Source organism: Hymenobacter mellowenesis, from assembly GCF_030581005.1.
Taxonomy (GTDB): domain Bacteria; phylum Bacteroidota; class Bacteroidia; order Cytophagales; family Hymenobacteraceae; genus Hymenobacter; species Hymenobacter mellowenesis.
Genome location: NZ_JAUQSX010000004.1, coordinates 254,620 through 272,660, shown reverse-complemented (window position 1 = coordinate 272,660; position 18,041 = coordinate 254,620). Strand labels below are relative to the sequence as shown.

The window sequence follows — 18,041 nt, the reverse complement described above, 5'->3', positions numbered from 1 at the left end:
GTGTGTGGTAGCAATTCTTTTTTTTGCGATTGACTTACTGCGCGAGATGGCCCGGCAAGCTCGATATGATGTTCTCAATACGTACTCACGGACTTCACCAACCCAATTCCCTAAGGCCGACGGCGGGTAGTGTCCACGGGTGGGTCGTAGTTGAGGCGCTGGATGCGTGTTTCGGGCGAAGTGTTGTTGGGGTCGTTGGTGTTTACGTTTTCGATGCGCTTCTGGCTGTTGATGCCTGCTGCCTGCTCGCCCAGGCGCACGCGGTTAGGGGTGGCGTCGGGCAGCTCGCGGCCACCCACGGTGCCCGTGCCGTTGCTATTGTAGATGGCCCGGCGGTCGGCGTCGGAATTGACGGAGGTGGGCACGGCGGTTTCGGCCGTCTGCTCGGTGGCCGTGCAGGCCGGGAGGGCGAGCGCTAGGCTCAGGGCCAGCCACGGGCGGCCCAGCTTAATTGGGAAATGTATCATGAAGGGACGCCGGAAAAGAGCAGCCGGAACAGGCTGCCCGCTTCAAACGCATCGCAGGCCTATGTGGTTGGCTGAATTTAAGCTAACGCCGCGCGGTGCTGGCCGAACTTCACGCCGTCCCAGAGGGCCATGCGGGCCTCCAGGCAACGAATGGCCACTTGCTGGGCTTCCTGCCAACGCTCAGGCGCGTCGGCGCACAACTCGCGCACCATCTGGTGGGCCAAGGGCGCGTGCACGTCTTCGTCGAGCTCAATGTGGCGGTTGAGGTAATAGTTGAACGTATCAAGCTGTCCGGGAAAGCGGCGGCCCAGGTCGCCCACCAACTGGCGAAACATGTCGGGAATCAGGTCTTCGCGACCAAAGGTAAAAGCGGCAGCAATGACGTGGGGTTTGCCGGTGGCAATGACATCGAAAGTAGTGAGCACAAAATCGCGCACCGAAGCGGGGGCATTCGCTATTTCCAGGGCGCGCTCAATTGAGCGGCCCTCGGCCACGGCCGCCACCAGCTTGCGGATGGGCGCCGTATCGGCCCCGCATTCCTCCATGGCGCGCACATACAACTCAAAATGGCTGGTGGGCTGGCCCTGCGGGTCCACGTCGGACTCTTCTTCGAGCACGATTTCGTTGATGAGGCGGCGCGTGGCCGGCCGGGCGCTGGGTATCCACGGCACCTGCACACACGTCAAATCCCGCTGCAAGGCCTTAAGCAAGGACATGAAATCCCACACGGCATACACGTGGTGCTCCATAAACCGGCGCAGGTCGGTGAGGCTCTGCAGGCTGTGGTAGAGGCCGTTGTTGAGCAGTTGGCGGCGGGTGGCGGCCACCTCTTGCTGCAAAAAGTCGATTGGGTCAGAAGCACTTTCCATAGCACTGAAAGATTGAAGTATGATTATTCCGATTAATTTATTTCAAAAGCACACACCCACTATGGCCTATTGCTTTTACACAGCAACGAAATAGCCCCTGCGGATGGATTCCGCAGAGGCTACGTTTTGTGAATTTTCCCAGAATAATGCAGAGCACTCTACTTTTTCTTCTCAAACACCAATGCGTTTCCGTCCATGCAGTAGCGCTGGCCGGTGGGCTTGGGGCCGTCGTCGAACACGTGGCCGAGGTGGCCGCCGCACTTGGCGCACACAATCTCGTCGCGGCTCATGCCGAAGGTGTTGTCGGAAGCCACTTTCACGCTGTTGTCGGTGGCCGGGGCGTAGAAGCTGGGCCAGCCGGTGCCCGACTCAAACTTGGTGTCGGAGGTGAAGAGCAGGTTGTGGTCGGCGGCGCAGTAGTAGGTGCCGGCGGCGTGGTTGTCGTGGTATTTGCCGGTGAAAGCGCGCTCGGTGCCTTTTTCCCGCAGGATGTAGTACTGGTCGGGCGTGAGCAGTTTCTTCCATTCGGCCTCGGTGTGGCGCACCGGGAATTCGTCGGGCTTGCCCGTCACGGGCTTGGGCTGGAAGTAGGTTTTGCCGGCCACCGTACGGGCCGTTGGCGCGGTATTGGCGGCCACGTCGCGCTTCTGCGAGCAGGCTACGTTGAGGGTGAGCGCCGAAATAAACAAAAACAACAAGGAGAAACGCATGGTCAGGAAGCAGCTTAAGTGAGGAGTGGACTACATACGACGCGGGGCCGTGCTTGGGTCGGTGGGGTAGACGCGAATAGCGCGGGAACCTTACACCCCGGCTAAGCCATTTAAGGCGACGCGCTTGGCTCCCAAGTGGCTTCGGCCGGGCCTCACCCCAGCCGGCCGTTTGTTAATAGTTGAGTACCACAAGGCTTTGCGCCTTTTTATCCGTACCTTTGCACCCGCAAAACCAACCCATATGGCCAACAATATCCGGAACATTGCCATCATCGCTCACGTTGACCACGGCAAGACCACCTTGGTGGATAAGATTATCCACGCTTCCAAGATTTTCGACGCGCACCAGCAGTTCGACGACCTGATTCTCGACAACAACGACCTGGAGCGCGAGCGCGGCATTACCATCGTTTCCAAAAACGTGTCGGTACGCTACAACGGCACCAAAATCAACATCATCGACACCCCTGGTCACGCCGACTTCGGCGGTGAGGTAGAGCGCGTGTTGAAGCTGGCCGACGGCGTACTGCTGCTCGTGGATGCCTTCGAAGGCGCCATGCCGCAGACCCGTTTCGTACTCGGCAAAGCCATTGCTCTGGGTTTGAAGCCCATCGTGGTGGTGAACAAAGTAGACAAGGAAAACTGCCGCCCCGACGAGGTACACGAGCAGGTTTTCGACCTCATGTTCAACCTCGGCGCGTCGGAAGACCAGCTCGATTTCGTGACCTTGTACGGCTCCTCGAAGCAGGGCTGGATGAGCACCGACTGGAAGCACAAAACCGACAACCTGATTCCACTGCTCGACGCGGTTATCGAATCGATTCCGGCCGCGCCGACCCTGGAAGGCACGCCCCAGATGCAGATTACCTCGCTCGACTACTCGTCGTTCGTGGGTCGTATCGCCATCGGCCGCGTGCACCGCGGCACGATTAAGGAAGGCGGCAACATGAGCCTGATGAAGGCTGATGGCAGCATTAAAAAGGTGAAAGTGCGCGAGCTGCACGTATTTGAAGGCCTCGGCCGCGTGAAGGTGTCGGAAGTGAGCAGCGGCGAAATCTGCGCTGTGTCGGGCATCGAAGGCTTCGACATTGGCGACACGCTGGCCGATGCCGACAACCCGGAGGCCCTGGAGCGCATCAGCATCGACGAGCCAACGATGAACATGCTGTTCACCATCAACAACTCGCCGTTCTTCGGCAAGGAAGGCAAGTTTGTGACCTCGCGCCACTTGCGTGACCGCCTGTTCAAGGAAACCGAGAAAAACCTGGCTCTGCGCGTGCAGGCTACCGATAAGGAGGACTCGTTCCTCGTGTTCGGCCGCGGCATTCTGCACTTGTCGGTGCTCATCGAGACGATGCGTCGCGAAGGTTACGAGCTGCAAGTGGGCCAGCCCCAGGTTATTTTCAAGGAAGATGACAACGGCAAACGCCAGGAGCCCATTGAGCTGCTCGTGGTGGACGTGCCCGAGGAATCGGCCGGCAAGGTGATTGAGCTGGTGAGCATGCGCAAAGGCGAAATGACCATCATGGAGCCCAAGGGCGACCTGCAGCACCTGGAGTTCATGATTCCGTCGCGCGGCCTGATTGGCCTGCGCAACAACGTGCTGACCGCCACCGGCGGCGAGGCCATCATGAACCACCGCTTCGTGGACTACGAAGACCACAAAGGCACCATCCCCGGCCGTATCGCCGGTTCGCTGATTTCGCTGGAAGCCGGCCCCGGCACGGCTTACACGATTGACAAGCTGCAGGACCGAGGCTCGTTCTTCGTAGACCCGGGCGAGGAAGTGTACGGCGGCCAGGTTATCGGCGAGCACACCCGCCCCAATGACCTGACGGTGAACATCCAGAAAGGCAAGAAGCTGACCAACATGCGTGCTTCGGGCACGGACGACAACGCCAAGATTGTTCCCAAGCGCCAGTTCTCCTTGGAAGAAGCTATGGAATACATCCAGAAGGATGAGTACCTGGAAGTGACGCCGAAGTCGATTCGGATGCGCAAGATTCTGCTCGACGAAAACGAGCGTCTGCGCTACGCCAAGCAGGCTGACTAATGAGTGTTGGCTCGCTTTAATTAAGCAATACGCCCAGCTTCGCACCCCGAGGCTGGGCGCATTGTTTACAGGCGGGCCGGAGTGCGGACAGGTTGTTAGTTTTGTTGGTTGCTTGCTGGATATTTTCGCTGATTTCCTTTCATTCCATCTGCGTATTTATGCTCAAAAAATCTACCCTGCTTCTCCTGTTTTCCTTACTCGCCATGGGGCGGCCGGGCCACGCCCAGACGCCGGCCGCAACGATGACCGAACACCCGGACAAATCCGACTACAAACTCTCCCGCGCGGGTTTCGAAGATGCTTACGCGTTCAATGACACGGCGCGCGCCATTATTCGCATGTACTACGCCAAGTGGAACAGCGGGCGCAAAATCATGCGGTTTGCAGCCATTCCGGTGCCGGTGGTTACCCTTGTGGGACGGCACTACGAGCCCAATCCTGCCACCTACGGCGCCTCGCCCAACTACAACGCCTATTACTACGACTCGTGGGTGGCCCCTACGGCCTTCAGCCTGCTGGGCGTCTCGGCATTTGGCGTGATTCGGGCCGTTAGCAACGGACGCGACCAACTGTATCAGGTCATCCGGCAGTACCGGGCTACGCGGCGTCTGCCGCCGTCGGTGCGGCCGGCTGCCTTGGTGCCATTCCTCATGCAGGTGCAACAAGAGGGCGTGCAGCCCCGCTAATCTTAAACTTATGACGAATTTGCCATCTACCGATGCCCTGCACCGCTTCGTGCAGCTCTTTACCCTGAATGACGCGGAGGCCACTCAGCGCGTGAGCGAGCGGCTGGCGCTGGTATTGCGCGACCCGTCGGGCTACCAAGCGCAATATGCCGAGGAGTTGGAGGAACGCGGCATCGCGGCGGCGCTGCCGGCGCAGGAGCTGCGCGATTTGGCGCTGATTGATGCGTTGCTGAGCGAGGAACTACTCTGGGAAAGCGACTGGAAGGATACGGCGGCCGACCTAGTTTACGGTATCAATGAAACGCTGACGCAGCAAAAGCAGCCTGTGCAGCTTGCTGAACCTGCCAGTGGCCGGGCCACTGTGACCGGCCCTGAAGCGCTGGATATTGTGCAGGATTTGGCCGAGCCGGCTGGTCTGGCGGTGGTGCTGTTTACACTGGATAGTGACTCTTATGCCTTAAGCGTTGTAGCCGATGCGCAGGCTGAAGAAGCTCGCCAGCTGGCCAAAGAGCTGGGTTTCGGAGTGACGGTTTACTAGCGCGGTCCGCGCTGACGCACGGCTTCAAACGCCAGCACGGCGCCAGCCACGCTCACGTTGAGCGAATCGATGCGCCCCATCATGGGGATGATGATGGTTTCGTCGCAGGCGGCCTGGGCGGCGGGCGTCAGGCCGTCGGCTTCGGTGCCGAGGACGAGGGCCGTGGGCGGGCGGAAGTCGCACTCCAGGTAGGAATGGGCCTGGGGCGTGAGGGCAGCGGCGTAACTGCGGATGCCTTTTTGGCGCAGGAAATCGATGATTTCAGCAATGGGCGCGGCCACCACGGGCACCGAAAACACGCAGCCGATGCTGGAGCGAATGGTATTGGGGTTGAACAGGTCGGTGCGCGGGTCGCCGATGAGGACGGCGTCGACCGGGGCGGCGTCGGCGGTGCGGAGGATGGCGCCGAGGTTGCCGGGCTTTTCCACGGCTTCGAGCACGAGGAGGAGCGGGTTGGCGGGCAGGCGCAGGTCGGCGAGGGTACGGGCGGGGGTTTTGAGCACGGCCAGCAGGCCGTCGGAGCCTTCGCGGTAGGCTACTTTCTCGAAGACGGGGCGGGTAACCTCAAACCACTCGGGTGCGTCTCGTTTGCCCGAAAACAGGTTTTGCAAATCGGCCAGGCCGGTTTCGCCGGCCAGCTCGGGGCAGGTGTAGAGGGTGGCCACGGCCACGCCAGCTTCTACGGCAATGCTGAGCTCGCGCAGGCCTTCGACCAGGGTGAGGCCCAGGGCGCGGCGCTCGGCCGACTTCTGCTGCAGCTTCAGCAGCTGCTTGATGCGGGGGTTTTGGGGGCTGCTGAGGCGGTCAGTCGGGGCGAAGGGCATGGGCGCAAAGATACCCGGCGGCGCGCCGGGCCCAACCTTGGCGGCAGCGCGGGCGTAGGGCGGGCCAGTACCTTCGCTGCCAATGAAATCGAAAATTGACCCTAAAATCGTTGTGGGCTTGGCGCTGGCCGTGGGCGTGCTGCTGCTCACGGCGGCGGCCTCGTTCTGGAGCATCCGGGGGCTGAAAGTGCAGACCGGGCGCGTGCAGCACACCTACCAAGTGCTGCAAGAAGCCGAAGCCATCACGGCCGTGCTCAAGGATGCACAGGCCGGCACCCGCGGCTACCTGCTCACCGGCGACACGGTGTATCTGCGCCCCTACAGCATGGCGTCCAACCAGTTGCCCGACGCGCTGGCGCGAATGCGCGCCCTCACGGTGGACAACCCAGAACAGCGCGCCCGCCTCGATTCGCTGCAGATGCTGGTGGAGCAGGAATTCCGCATTCTGCGGCCGCTCACCGAAATCAAGAAATCCATGAGCCAGTCGGCTATGCAGACCTTGCTAGACACCGACCGCCAGACCCTGCGCCAGGTGCGCATCCTGTACGCCCGCATCAAGCGCAACGAGCTGGCGCTGCTGGCCCAGCGCAGCGAATTGCAAGACATTTTTGAAACCGCCACGCCCATTGTGGTGCTGGTGTCGGCCGTGCTGGCGGTGCTGATTGTGGTGTGGCTGGTGATGAAAATCGTGAGTGAGCTGGCCGACAACCGCCGCCTGCAGAGTGAATTGACGAACATCAACGCTGAAGTAAGCCGGCGCATTGCCCAGATTCGGGCCTTGGCCGAGCAAGTGGTGCAGGGTGATTACACGGTGAAAATCACCGATTCGGAAGCCGATAACCTCGGCGGCCTGGCCATTTCCCTCAACCGCATGACCCAGACGCTGGACGAGAGTTTCAGCGCCCTCGAAAAGCGCAACCAGGAGCTTGACCAGTTTGCCTACGTGGCCTCGCACGACCTAAAGGCGCCCCTGCGCGGCGTGACTACCATTGTGAAGTGGATTGAGGACGAGCTTTCGGCCGAGCTCTCGCCCCAGCTCCGCACCTACCTCGACCAGATGAAGGGCCGCCTCAGCCGCCTCGAAGACCTCATAAACGGCCTGCTGGCCTACGCCCGCATAGGCCGCACCGCCCAGCCGCCTGCCCCGGTGGAAGTGGGCCCACTGTTGGAAGAAGTGGCCGAGCTGGTAGTGCCGCCCGATTTCACGCTGCGCATCGGCCCCGACATGCCCACGCTGGTGACGGACCGCTTGGGCCTGCAGCAGGTATTCACCAACCTGCTGTCGAACGCTGTGAAATACCACCACCGCGGCGCCGGCCACCTCGAAGTAAGTTGCCAGGACATTGGCCGCTACTACGAATTCCGGGTGCAAGACGACGGGCCGGGCATTGCGCCGGAGTATCATCAGAAAATATTTCTGCTCTTCCAGACCCTGCGCGACCGGCACACGGCCGAAAGCACGGGCATAGGCCTGAGCATCGTGCAGAAAATCATCGACGAGCACAAGGGCACCATTCGAGTGGAATCGGCCCCGGGCCAGGGCGCCGGTTTTATCTTTACGTGGCCGAAGTAAACCCCGGCGTGCGGGAACCAGTCTGACCCGTTTTACCCTTATCCGGGTTCGTTTTTTTTGGCCGACCTGCCCTATTTTTCGTTTCTTATGCGTTCTGTTTTACTCGTCGAAGACGACATTTTTGATACCATGACAGCGGAGAAGTCCTTCGCCAAATTCAATGTGCCGCACCAGCTGCACACGGCCTTCAACGGCGAAGAAGCCCTCGACCTGCTCATGGGCCGCAACGGCACTGAGGCCCTGCGCCCCTTGCCCGAAGTGATTCTGCTCGACCTGAACATGCCGCGCATGAACGGCGTCGAATTCCTGACCGAGCTGCGCGCCAACCCCGAATTTCAGCACATTCCGGTGTTCATCACCACCACATCGAGCATGGATGTGGACCGCCTCAATACCGAGCGGCTGGGCGTAAGCGGCTACATTCTCAAGCCGCTGGACTTTGAAACCGGCACCGACCTTTCCGACAGCTTGAGCCTGCTCGAAAAGCTGTTGAACTAGCCCAGGCGGCTGCCCGGCCACTCACTTGAACTTCACGGGCGCTGGCGGAATTTGTGGGCTTTGCCGATGGTTTCGATTTTATGGCGGGGCCGGCGGCGCACGGCAACCGGGGCCCGGCCCTGCGAATTTGCCGGCCGTTGCTACCTTGTCTGGCCTCATTGCTGTTCCTGCTGTCTTCGTTATGAGAATCCCCGTTGTTTTCCCGGCTTTGCTCGCAGCGCTGCTTGGCGCGCAGGCCGCTCAGGCCCAAGACGATGGCCCACGCCAGCTCGGCGCTCCGCCCACCTTGCCCACCGCCCCCAAGCCGCGCCCCGCGCCCGCGCCGCGCCAACTCGATGCCGTGCCCACGCCGCCGCCCGACACCACGCGCCGCGCGGCCGTGACAGCCCCGCTGCCGGCGCCCATGCCCGCGCCCGTGTATGCGCCCACGCCGGCCGGCCAGTTGCCGGGCAGCAACACCCGCCCGCCCCGCTTTCAGGTGGGCCTGAAAAATGGCATGGTGTACAGCGGCAACGATGTGGAAACGAAAAATCCTCTCTTTGGCCGGCCGTACCTGTTGCTTGACGGGCAGCGCAAGTTTGAGATGGCCGAGGTGGGGTTCTACGACGACGAAACGGGCCACTATGTGCGCACTAATCTACCGGGCTCGTCGCGCGAGACAACCCTGCGCCGCGAGAAAACCGGCCGCATCAGCCTATATTCCATCACCACCACGCAGTATAGCTCGGGGCCGGGCAGCTTCGGCTACCCGGGGTACGGCTACGGCGGCTATGGCTACGGCGGTTTCGGCGGCTACCCCTACGGCGGCTATCGCACCGTGAAAACCGAGTACTTCTCCAAGGACAACGGCCCGATTCAAAACCTAAGCTCAAAAAACCTGATGCTGGCTACCAGCGACAACGCCGGGGCCCAGCAGTTGCTGTTTGAGGCCCGGCGCTACCAGCAGGCCACCGTGGCCAGCTACCTGGTGGGCGGCGGCCTGCTGGTGGCGGGCCTGCTCCAAAGCATCCGGCCCACCGATGCGGGCCGCAGCATCTCGCCGCTGGTGTACGTGGCCATTCCGGTGCTCATCGTGCCCATTGTGCTGCAAAGCAAGCAGGCGAATAACCAGCGCCAAGCCATTGCCCTGTATAATGCCGGAAGGTGAGAAAGAATTGTCATTGCGAGGCCGCAGGCCGTGGCAACCGAAGGTCCGCGTAGCTAATCCGTCCTGTTCTCAGCGACCAGGCTACTGATGTGATAAAGTTTTAAAAACGTAAAAAGCCCCGACGCTGTGCTATGTTGGGGCTTTTTGCTTATAAACAGAAGGCTTTCTGATGACAGCGCGTGTCTGGTTCTGACAGGACGGATTAGCTACGCGGACCTTCGGTTGCCAGGGGCTGCGGCCTCGCAATAACGGTCCCTTACTCCTACCGGCAACCCCAGCCCCGCCCACCCGCGTAGGCGCAGGATGAAACTGCCCGCCGCTACTGCTGAAACTTCCGCCACTGATTTCGCAGCCCGCCAGGCCAAGGCGCTGCTGGTTCACAAGCGGCTGTGCGCCGAGTACGGGGCCCCGTTCCTTTTCTTCAGCACCAAAGACCCGCTCAGCGAGCTGGTGAGTGCCTTGCTTTCGCACCGCACCAAAAACGCCGACTCGCACCGCGCCTATCAGGAGCTCACGGCCACATTTCCCACCTGGGAGGCTGTGCGCGACGCGCCCACCGAAGCCGTGCAGCACGCCATCCGGGCCTGCACCTGGCCAGAGCAGAAGGCGCCGCGCATTCAGGCCGTGCTGCGCGAAATCAGCGAACGGTGCGGGTCGGATGCTCCTTGTTCGCTCGATTTCCTGGCCGACATGCCCATTCCCGAAGCGCGAGCCTGGCTGGAAAGCATCAGCGGCGTGGGGCCGAAAACCAGCGCAGCTACGCTCCTGTTCAGCACCCTGCGCATCCCGGCCATGCCCGTCGACAGCCACCACCACCGCGTGGCCCAGCGCCTGGGCCTCATCGGGCCGAAGGTGGGCGAAGGGCCAGCCCACAAGCTGCTGGAGGCCCTGCTGCCGCCCGGCTGGGATGCCCAGCAGGTGTACGACCACCACGAGGCGCTCATGTTCCATGGGCAGAAGTGCTGCTATTTCAGCGGCCCCGCTTGCGGCCGTTGTGTGGTGCTGGACCAGTGCCCATTTGGGCAGGCGCGGATGGGCGGGTAGTGGGTTAGGTGAGCAAAAAGGACGTCATGCTGAGCGAAGTCGAAGCATCTCGCTTGTGGTCACTAACTAAAGTAGTCCTCACGATTGATTTATTACCACACGCGAGATGCTTCGACTCCGCTCAGCATGACGTCCTTTTTACAACCCATCAACTCACCAACCCACCAAATCATGATTCTGCACCTGCGCGCCAAGCCCAATGCCCGCGCAAACCAACTACTGCGCGCTGCCGACGGCACCCTCACCGTACGGCTGAAGGCACCCCCGCAGGAAGGCCAGGCCAATGCCGTGCTGTTGGCGTTTCTGGGCGAAACATTTGGTGTCTCCAAGAGTAGCGTGACATTGCTGAGCGGCCACACGACGCCGTTCAAGAAGGTGGAGATTGAAGGTGTGAGCGAGGAAGAGGGCGAACGGGTGCTGGCGCAGTTGCTGGCCTGAGGCCAGTTTGAGTTCGCCGAACATGTACCCAGAAGCGGTGCTCCGGTTCGCGTCAGAGCATATCGAAACCTTCGTGTATGCGCGGGCGCGGGCCGAAACACCGCTTCGGGGTAAGTTTGGCGGGCTTCAACAACTCCGGCGGGTGCTAACTTTCCATCTGAATTTCCCAGCCCTCCCCTCCCGCTATGTCTGCCGACCTCCAGCCGCTACTCGACGCCCTGCAATTTTCGCCCGATAACCTGCCCCTGCGCCAGCACCTGGCCCGCCAGCTCAACGCCGCCGGCCGCCACCAGGAAGCCGAAACCCTGTGCCGCGAAGGCCTGCGCCAGCATCCCACCGATGACGCCCTGCGCCTGAGTCTGGCCGAAGCCTACTTTGCCAGCAACAAGCATTCGGCCGCCTTCGTGGTGGTGGAGGAGCTACTGGAGCAGCGCGCCGACCACGCCGCCGCCCACCTGCTGCACGCCCGCCTGCTGCTGGCCGCCGGCCAGCCCGCCGAAGCCCGCGAAGCCTACGCCCACGCCCTGGAAATAAACCCCGGCCTGGCCGACCGCGACCTCGGCCAGGCCCTGGAAGCCGCCGCGCCGGTCAAGCGCGTGCCCGCGCCCGCTAATGGCGGCTACGCGCCCGCCCCGGACGAGGACGAGCCCAATGCGCAGGCCAAGCTCCTGGGGCTGGAGCGGCCCAAAATCAACTTCTCCGACGTGGGCGGCATGGAAGCGGTGAAGGACGAAATCCGGCTCAAAATCATTCACCCGCTGCAATTACCGGACCTGTACAAGGCCTACGGCAAGGCCAGCGGCGGCGGACTGCTGCTGTACGGCCCGCCCGGCTGCGGCAAAACCCACCTGGCCCGGGCCACGGCCGGCGAGGTACAGGCCAGTTTCATCAGCGTGGGCATTGCCGATATTTTGGACATGTGGCTGGGCAACTCCGAAAAAAACCTCCATCAGCTGTTTGAGCTGGCCCGCAGCCAGGCGCCGTGCGTGCTGTTTTTTGATGAGGTGGACGCCCTGGCCGCCAACCGCCACGACCTGCGCCAGAGCGCCGGCCGCACCGTCATCAACCAGTTTCTGGAGGAGCTCGACGGGGCCACGCGCTCCAACGAGGGCGTGCTTATCATGGCCGCCACCAACGCGCCCTGGCACCTCGACCCCGCCTTCCGCCGCCCCGGCCGCTTCGACCGCATCACGCTCGTGACACCACCCGACGAGCCGGCCCGCGCCGCCATTCTCGACATCCTGCTGCGCGGCAAGCCCCTAGCGCCGGGCGTGAACACGGCCGCCGTGGCCGCCCGCACCGCCGGCCTGAGCGGCGCCGACCTGATGGCGCTGGTGGACGGCGCCGTGGACGTGTGCCTGCGCGCCTCCATGCGCAGTGGCCGCCCCCTGCCCATCGAGCAAAGCCACCTGCTGGACGCCGCCAAGCTCGTGAAGCCCAGCACCAAGGAATGGTTTGCCACGGCCCGCAACTACGCGCTGTACTCGAACGAGGGCGGACTGTATGACGACATTCTGGTGTATTTGGGCGTGAAGAAGCCGGGCGGGCTGTGATGGCTGCGGCGGAGAGGCAGGCGCTTCGGCAGGAGCCGGACTGGTTTGTGCATGCCCGCAACCTGGTGGCGGTGCGCCGCTACGCGCTGGCCGAAGAGCTGACCCGCCGGGAGCTGGCCCGGAACCCGCGCTCGGCCGTGGCGCTCACGGTGCTGAGCATGGTGTTGAGCGAGCAGAAGCGCTACCCCGAAGCCGAAGCCGCTGCCCGAAGCGCCATTGCTGTGCGGCCTCTATACGGCGAAGCCTACTACCTGCTGGCCGTCTGCCTCATCAACCAGAAGCGCGCCACCGAAGCCGGCGCGGCCATCAACACGGCCTTGGAGCTGGACGCCAGCGACCCCAAATTCTACGCCCTGCGCGCCCAGATGGAGTTGGTCTGGCACTACCCGGCCCAGGCCCGGGCCACGGCCGAAGTGGGCCTGCGCTGGAACCCAACGAATCTGGATTGCCTGTACCAGTTGCTGCGGGCGTTGCGCCAGCTCGAGGACAACGCCCGGGCCGAAGCCACCGCCCGCACCATCGTTGGCCTGAACCCGAACCACTGGCGGGCGCACCTGGCGCTGGGCGAGCTATTGCTGCTGCGCGAGGATTACCGGCCGGCCGAAGAGCACTTCCGCACGGCCCTGCGGCTCGAACCCAGCTCACAGGATGCCAAAAACGGCCTCGCTATTACCTGGAAACAGCACTACTGGCTGCCCCGCCAGATGGAAAAGCTGGACACGCCCCTCATCAAAACCGGCGAATGGCTGGAGGCCCGGCTGGGCAAGGCGGGCTACGTGCTGCTGTTTATCGGGGTGGTGATGGTTTGCTCGCTGCTGTTTTTGCCGTTGGGGTTGCTGTATGGCTGGGCGTATCTGCGCTGGCGGCTGGCGCCCGTGGTGCTGCAGCTGCGGGGCCGCCCGCTGGCCTGGCTGGGGCCGCTGAACTGGCGGCTGGCGATGGCCGGCGTGGGGTGCCTGGGCGCCCTCATGCTGGCCGTGTTGCTGCCCACGCGGCTGCCGGTGGTGGCCGCCGCCCTGGCCGGGCTGGCCGCCGTGGGCGTGTGGCGAGAGGTGTGGGGCGAGCCCACGCCCGAGCCCGAACGCCAGCACATGGAATGGGCCTGGGTGGTGGGAGCGGCGGCCGTGGTGTTTCTGTTTTGGCTGGATGACGCGCCCCCGGCCTTCCGGGCACGTCTGACGCTGTTTGTTTACGCTGCAACGCTCAGCATCATGAGCCTCGTTCAGCCCCAGGCACCGGAATAGTTTTACTCGTCTAATTAGCCGGATTCGCCACCGCTATTCGCCTTCTGCCCTCTTCGTGTCTCCAAACCCGCAAAGCTTTCCCTCGCTGGCCAGTATCTGGCAGCTGCTGGAGCTGCACCGGCCGGCGCTGGCCGAAACCGCAGCCCGGCAGCGCCTGGCCGCCGACCCCGTTGAGTGGCGAACCCTGCTGGCCCTGACCGAAGCCCTGCGGCAGCAACAGCGCCTGGAGGAAGCCCAAGACGCAGCCGCAGCGGCCGTTCGGGCCGAGGCCAACGCCCACGAGGCGCACTTTGCGCTGGCCCAGGTGCTGGGCAGCCAGGGCCAGCTGCGCCAGGCCGAGCTACTGGTGCGGAATGCCCTGCGACTGGCCCCGTGGATGCCGCGCTACCACGGCTTTCGGGCCCAGCTTTTCTACCTGCAGCACAGCTACAACGCGGCCATCGACTGTGCCGAATCAGGATTGAAGCTGGCGCCCGAGCACGCCGACTGCCTGCTGTGGCGCGCCCTGGCCCAGGAAGGCCTCGACCAACCCGCGGCGGCCAACGAGGATTTCCAGCGTCTGCTACGCGTGGCCCCGGAAAGCGAGCTGGTGCACGCCCGCCTGGGCCAGGTGCTGCTGCGCCGCTATCAGCCCGCCGCTGCCAACCGCCACCTCACCGAAGCCTTGCGCCAAAACCCCGGCCGCGCGGCCCAGCTGGTGCCCCTGCTCCAGCTGGCGCGCCGCCGGCAGCTGTGGCCCGAGTGGTTTTTGCGCAGCGAGCAGCGCGGCGCCGAGCGCCGCGCCCTCGGCCAGGACCCCGGTTTGGGGTCGCTATTCAATCGGATTTGGGCCACCGGCGCGGTGGCGCGGGCTTGGTGGCGCACCCGGCACGACCCGATTTTTCAATTAACGCGGGCCCAGGTGTGGCAGCGCCGGCTGGGCTTGTGGCTGTCGCTGATTCTCGTTGCGCCGCCGGTCATACTTTTAGGCGACTACTTTGGGCTGTATGAAACCGACACACCACTCACAATTCCACAACTGATAAGCCTATTGGCAGGCGTCGTTGGCTTTATGTTCATCGCCTTTTTGATAAAGAAACAAATTCCTCCTGAGCAATTGCCGTAGCTTTTACGCCGTCTATCCCCGTGAATAATTCCGACACCGACTACCTCCCCCGCGTGCAGTTGCTGCTGAGCCAGAACCGCCACGCCCACGCAGCCCAGGAGCTGCGCCGCCAACTGGCGCAGGACCCGCACGACCCGGTGGCCCACGCCCTGCTCGCCGTGTGCCTACTGGAGCAGGAGCAGCTGCCCGAAGCCAAATCAGAAGCCGAGCTGGCCATTCACCTCGCCCCCGAATACGACTTCGCCTTCTACGCCCTGGCCCTGATTGAGCACCGCGCCCACCGCCCCAAGGAAGCCCTGGCCGCCATCAACGAAGCCCTCGCCCTCGACCCCAACGACGCTGACTACTACCACCTGCTGGGCCAGCTGCGCCTGCAAAGCGGGCAGTGGCAGGCCGCTCTGCAAGCCGCCCAAACCGGCCTCGGCCTCGATGCCGAGCACGCGGGCCTCCACGGCCTGCGCGCCCGCGCCCTGGCCCGCCAGGGCCGCCCCGCCGAGGCCGGCCACGCCGCCCGCTCGGCCCTGAGCTACGACGCCAGCAGCAGCCACACCCAGGCCCAGGCCGGCTGGGTAGCCCTCGAAACCAACCGCCCCAAGGAAGCACTCGAACACTTCCGCGAAGCCCTACGCCTCGACCCTGAATCGGACTTTGCCCGCGAGGGGCTGGTGGAAGCCCTCAAGGCCCGCTACTACGTGTACCGCTCGTTTATGCGGTTCGTGTATTGGTCGGGCACGCTGAGCGACGGGGTGCGGCGCGGCATGTTTCTGGGCGCTTGGGTGGTGACGCGCTTTGTGCCGCTGCTGCTGCCCATCTATCTGGTTTTTGTGTTTCTGAGCTGGTTTTCGGATGTCATTTTCGAAAGCCTGCTGCGCGTGAGTGCCTACGGGCGCCTGGCCCTGAGCGAGCGGCAGACGCGGCATTCCAACCAGTTTCTGGGGCTGCTGGCGGTAGCGCTGGCAGCCCTAGTGGCCCACTTTGCGGTGCCCAAGCTGCCGGCCACCGCTACGCTGGGCATGGTGGCGCTGGGGCTGCTCTTCCCGCTGGCGGGCACCTGGCGGCTGCCGGCGGGCACCCCGGTTTGGCAACGTTCGCGCTGGGCGGGCTTTGCCCTGGCCAGCGTGGGCCTGCTGGCTGTGGCGCTGGAGCTGTTGGGCCTTGGCGGCGATGGCCTGGCCTTCGGCGCCTTCCTCATCGGCGCGCTGGCCTACACCTGGGTTTTCGCGTTGCGGTGATTTCATTTAACAGGTATCAATTAATATTTAACAGCCGTTCCGATTGCTCCATTTGGGCAGTTTGAACGGCTGTTAAATGTTAATTGATACCTGTTAAATGAAATTACTTCCCTCGCTTCCAGCGGTAGTATTTCCGGTACCAGGGCGAGGTTTTCTTGAACAGGCTGCTGGTCGATTCATTCGGAAACATGTTCACCCGGAACACCTGCATGCGGTCGTCCTCGATGGCCATACCGCCGGTATCGGTCGAAACGCCTAACGCAAAACCAGCGGCGCGCACGGCGTCTTTAACCGCCTCATTCAGGTCGCCGAAGGGGTAGGCGAAGCTCACGATTTCGGTTTGCAACGCGGTTTCCAGGGCGGCTTTGCTGCGTTGGATTTCGCTGGCGGCTTCGGGTAGCGTCAGCGTAGTGAGGTGCGGGTGGCTCATGGTGTGCGCGCCAATTTCCCAGCCGGCGGCCACGAAGGCTTGCTTTTGCTCACAGTCCATGATGTCGGCGCGGGGCTCAGTGGGGTCGGCGGCCAGGTCCCATTGGTTGTAGCGCACCTCAAAATCGCCGAGCAGGTATAGCACACCGCGGTAGCCGTATTGCTGCATGAGCGGCAGCAGGTTGGTGTAGTTGTCGAGGTAGCCGTCGTCGAAGGTGAGGATGAGGGGCCGGGCCGGAAACGCGCTAAGCGGCCGCTCGCCACGGGCGTACTGCAAATAGTCGGCGAAGGTGATGGGCGTCAGCTTACGCTTTTTGAAGTAAGCCAGGTGCCTTTCGAAATTCTCCTTCGTGACGTAAATCTGGTGTTTGGTGGCCAGCGGCGCGTCGGGAATCTTGTGGTACATCAGCACCGGAATGTAGCCGATACCGGCCTTTTGCATGCGGGCTACCTGGTAGGTTTCGAGCACCCGGGTAGCCACCGTGGCTAGGTCGTAGTGCGCCCGCACCCGCCGTTGCAGGGCTTCGGTCACCGGCGCGGGCGCTTGCAGAAAAGCCCGCGCATCTGCTAGCACGGCCGCAAAATCGACCTCCGCGCCTGCCTGTTGTGCCGAGATGTCGCCAAAGTTGGAAGCGGCCGCCGCAGCACAAGTGGCTTCCGTCACGAGGCCTTCGTAGCTGGCCTCGCCCAACGCCAACACCGCCCGGCCGACGCCCAGCGCCTCAATGGCCACGCGCCCGGCCCCGATTACCAGCGTGGTGCGGGACAGCCAGCCGGCCACGTCGGTGGTGAAGCCCACCACTTCCATCCGCTCGCCAAACTCAGTTTGCAGCTGCGCCAGCGCGGCCTTGCCCGCGGCCGGCAACTGCTCCAGTTCACCACCGATAAGTGCCACCCGCAGCGCTGGAAACTCGCGCAGCAACACCGGAAACACCTGCATGAGCAGGGCGGCCGCCCGTTCGCCCTTACCCCCGTTAAATCGCCCGACAAACGCGAGCCTTGGCGGCTCGCTCAATGAAGAATTATTGGACGCTTCCAATTCTTCATTGAGCGAAGCAGGATGCGCAGCGTCGAAGGCCAGGCCGTTGGGAATGGCCACAATTTTGGCGGGCGCCATTTTCACTTCCGTGATGAGGTGCTGGCGCAGGTTTTCACAAATGGCGATGACTTTGTCGCCGTACACATCGAACAACGAGGTGGACGTGTGCAGATGCTGGCGGCCGTGCACGGTGCTCACCAGTGGCACTCCGAGGCCGCGCAAGCCGAGGTAGCTCACCCAACTGGCGGCGCGGGAGTGGGCGTGCACCACGTCGATGCTCTCCTGCCGCACCAGCTGCCGGATGCGGCGCGCATTGCGCAGGCGCTGGCCGTAGCGGCGGTTCACGATGGGCGCTTTCAGCTGCGTGGCGCCGGTGGGCAGCTGGTCAGAGTCGGAGAGCAGCCACACTTGGTGGCCCTGGGCGCGGTGCGCTTCGGCCAGCTGCACGGCGTAGGCCACCGAACCCGCAAAAAACTCAGCCGACAGAACGTGAAGAATGCGCATGGGGCAAAGGTATTGCCGGACGCCGGGCCTGAACGGAGCAGCCCCCGTACCCCGTGGCTAAGCGTGGCAAGGATTAATCGTGGGGCAA

Annotated in this window: 17 protein-coding genes; 12 read left to right on the top strand and 5 right to left on the bottom strand. The window is 63.2% G+C overall.

What is annotated here, in order from left to right; genetic code table 11:
- Positions 1 to 110 precede the first annotated feature (110 nt).
- From Q5H92_RS09640 to msrB, 3 genes are all read right to left on the bottom strand, one after another.
- A complete protein-coding gene (locus Q5H92_RS09640; protein WP_305011306.1) occupies positions 111 to 467 on the bottom strand; it encodes a hypothetical protein in 357 nt (118 codons plus the stop codon).
- Positions 468 to 544: 77 nt separating this feature from the next.
- Entirely contained in the window at positions 545 to 1,336 is a 792-nt protein-coding gene (locus Q5H92_RS09635) for a DUF3050 domain-containing protein (protein ID WP_305011305.1), read from the bottom strand.
- 158 nt (positions 1,337 to 1,494) lie between these two features.
- The gene (msrB, locus tag Q5H92_RS09630; RefSeq protein ID WP_305011304.1) at positions 1,495 to 2,046 is read right to left on the bottom strand and encodes a peptide-methionine (R)-S-oxide reductase MsrB; all 552 of its coding nucleotides are present in this window, start codon (positions 2,044 to 2,046) and stop codon (positions 1,495 to 1,497) included.
- A 241-nt stretch (positions 2,047 to 2,287) separates the two neighbouring features.
- Here msrB and typA point away from each other — a divergent pair, with 241 nt between their 5' ends.
- The 3 genes from typA to Q5H92_RS09615 all read left to right on the top strand — a co-directional run bounded on the left by typA (position 2,288) and on the right by Q5H92_RS09615 (position 5,323).
- On the top strand, positions 2,288 to 4,099 hold the full coding sequence (typA, locus tag Q5H92_RS09625; protein ID WP_305011303.1) for a translational GTPase TypA: 1,812 nt from the start codon (positions 2,288 to 2,290) through the stop codon (positions 4,097 to 4,099).
- Positions 4,100 to 4,257: 158 nt separating this feature from the next.
- The gene (locus tag Q5H92_RS09620) at positions 4,258 to 4,785 is read left to right on the top strand and encodes a hypothetical protein (protein ID WP_305011302.1); all 528 of its coding nucleotides are present in this window, start codon (positions 4,258 to 4,260) and stop codon (positions 4,783 to 4,785) included.
- A 10-nt stretch (positions 4,786 to 4,795) separates the two neighbouring features.
- Entirely contained in the window at positions 4,796 to 5,323 is a 528-nt protein-coding gene (locus tag Q5H92_RS09615; RefSeq protein WP_305011301.1) for a DUF6630 family protein, read from the top strand.
- On the opposite strand, the gene Q5H92_RS09610 is transcribed toward Q5H92_RS09615, so the two are convergent.
- Positions 5,320 to 6,147: a TrmH family RNA methyltransferase gene (locus Q5H92_RS09610; RefSeq protein ID WP_305011300.1), complete on the bottom strand. Its 828-nt coding sequence runs from the start codon at positions 6,145 to 6,147 to the stop codon at positions 5,320 to 5,322. The two genes, Q5H92_RS09615 and Q5H92_RS09610, sit on opposite strands and share 4 nt — an antisense overlap.
- Before the next feature lie 82 nt (positions 6,148 to 6,229).
- On the opposite strand from Q5H92_RS09610, the gene Q5H92_RS09605 reads away from it, so the two are divergent.
- From Q5H92_RS09605 to Q5H92_RS09565, 9 genes are all read left to right on the top strand, one after another.
- Positions 6,230 to 7,720, top strand: coding sequence for a sensor histidine kinase (locus tag Q5H92_RS09605; RefSeq protein WP_305011299.1), 1,491 nt, complete (start codon positions 6,230 to 6,232; stop codon positions 7,718 to 7,720).
- A gap of 87 nt (positions 7,721 to 7,807) precedes the next feature.
- Positions 7,808 to 8,218, top strand: a complete 411-nt coding sequence (locus Q5H92_RS09600) for a response regulator (RefSeq protein ID WP_305011298.1) — start codon at positions 7,808 to 7,810, stop codon at positions 8,216 to 8,218.
- 181 nt (positions 8,219 to 8,399) lie between these two features.
- A complete protein-coding gene (locus Q5H92_RS09595) occupies positions 8,400 to 9,365 on the top strand; it encodes a hypothetical protein (protein WP_305011297.1) in 966 nt (321 codons plus the stop codon).
- A 303-nt stretch (positions 9,366 to 9,668) separates the two neighbouring features.
- The gene (locus Q5H92_RS09590) at positions 9,669 to 10,409 is read left to right on the top strand and encodes an endonuclease III domain-containing protein (protein WP_305011296.1); all 741 of its coding nucleotides are present in this window, start codon (positions 9,669 to 9,671) and stop codon (positions 10,407 to 10,409) included.
- Between the two features lie 126 nt (positions 10,410 to 10,535).
- Positions 10,536 to 10,847 carry a DUF167 domain-containing protein gene (locus tag Q5H92_RS09585; RefSeq protein WP_305011295.1) on the top strand — a complete coding sequence of 104 codons (312 nt, stop codon included), beginning with the start codon at positions 10,536 to 10,538 and terminating at the stop codon, positions 10,845 to 10,847.
- A gap of 185 nt (positions 10,848 to 11,032) precedes the next feature.
- Positions 11,033 to 12,400: an ATP-binding protein gene (locus Q5H92_RS09580; protein ID WP_305011294.1), complete on the top strand. Its 1,368-nt coding sequence runs from the start codon at positions 11,033 to 11,035 to the stop codon at positions 12,398 to 12,400.
- The gene (locus Q5H92_RS09575) at positions 12,400 to 13,644 is read left to right on the top strand and encodes a tetratricopeptide repeat protein (RefSeq protein WP_305011488.1); all 1,245 of its coding nucleotides are present in this window, start codon (positions 12,400 to 12,402) and stop codon (positions 13,642 to 13,644) included. Before Q5H92_RS09580 ends, Q5H92_RS09575 begins: the two co-directional genes overlap by 1 nt.
- Positions 13,645 to 13,699: 55 nt before the next feature.
- Entirely contained in the window at positions 13,700 to 14,749 is a 1,050-nt protein-coding gene (locus Q5H92_RS09570; RefSeq protein ID WP_305011293.1) for a tetratricopeptide repeat protein, read from the top strand.
- A gap of 20 nt (positions 14,750 to 14,769) precedes the next feature.
- Complete coding sequence (locus Q5H92_RS09565) at positions 14,770 to 15,981, top strand: tetratricopeptide repeat protein (RefSeq protein WP_305011292.1); 1,212 nt, start codon at positions 14,770 to 14,772, stop codon at positions 15,979 to 15,981.
- 103 nt (positions 15,982 to 16,084) lie between these two features.
- Here the strand turns inward: Q5H92_RS09565 and Q5H92_RS09560 are convergent, their stop codons facing one another.
- Positions 16,085 to 17,953: a polysaccharide deacetylase family protein gene (locus Q5H92_RS09560; RefSeq protein ID WP_305011291.1), complete on the bottom strand. Its 1,869-nt coding sequence runs from the start codon at positions 17,951 to 17,953 to the stop codon at positions 16,085 to 16,087.
- Between the last annotated feature and the right edge of the window lie 88 nt (positions 17,954 to 18,041).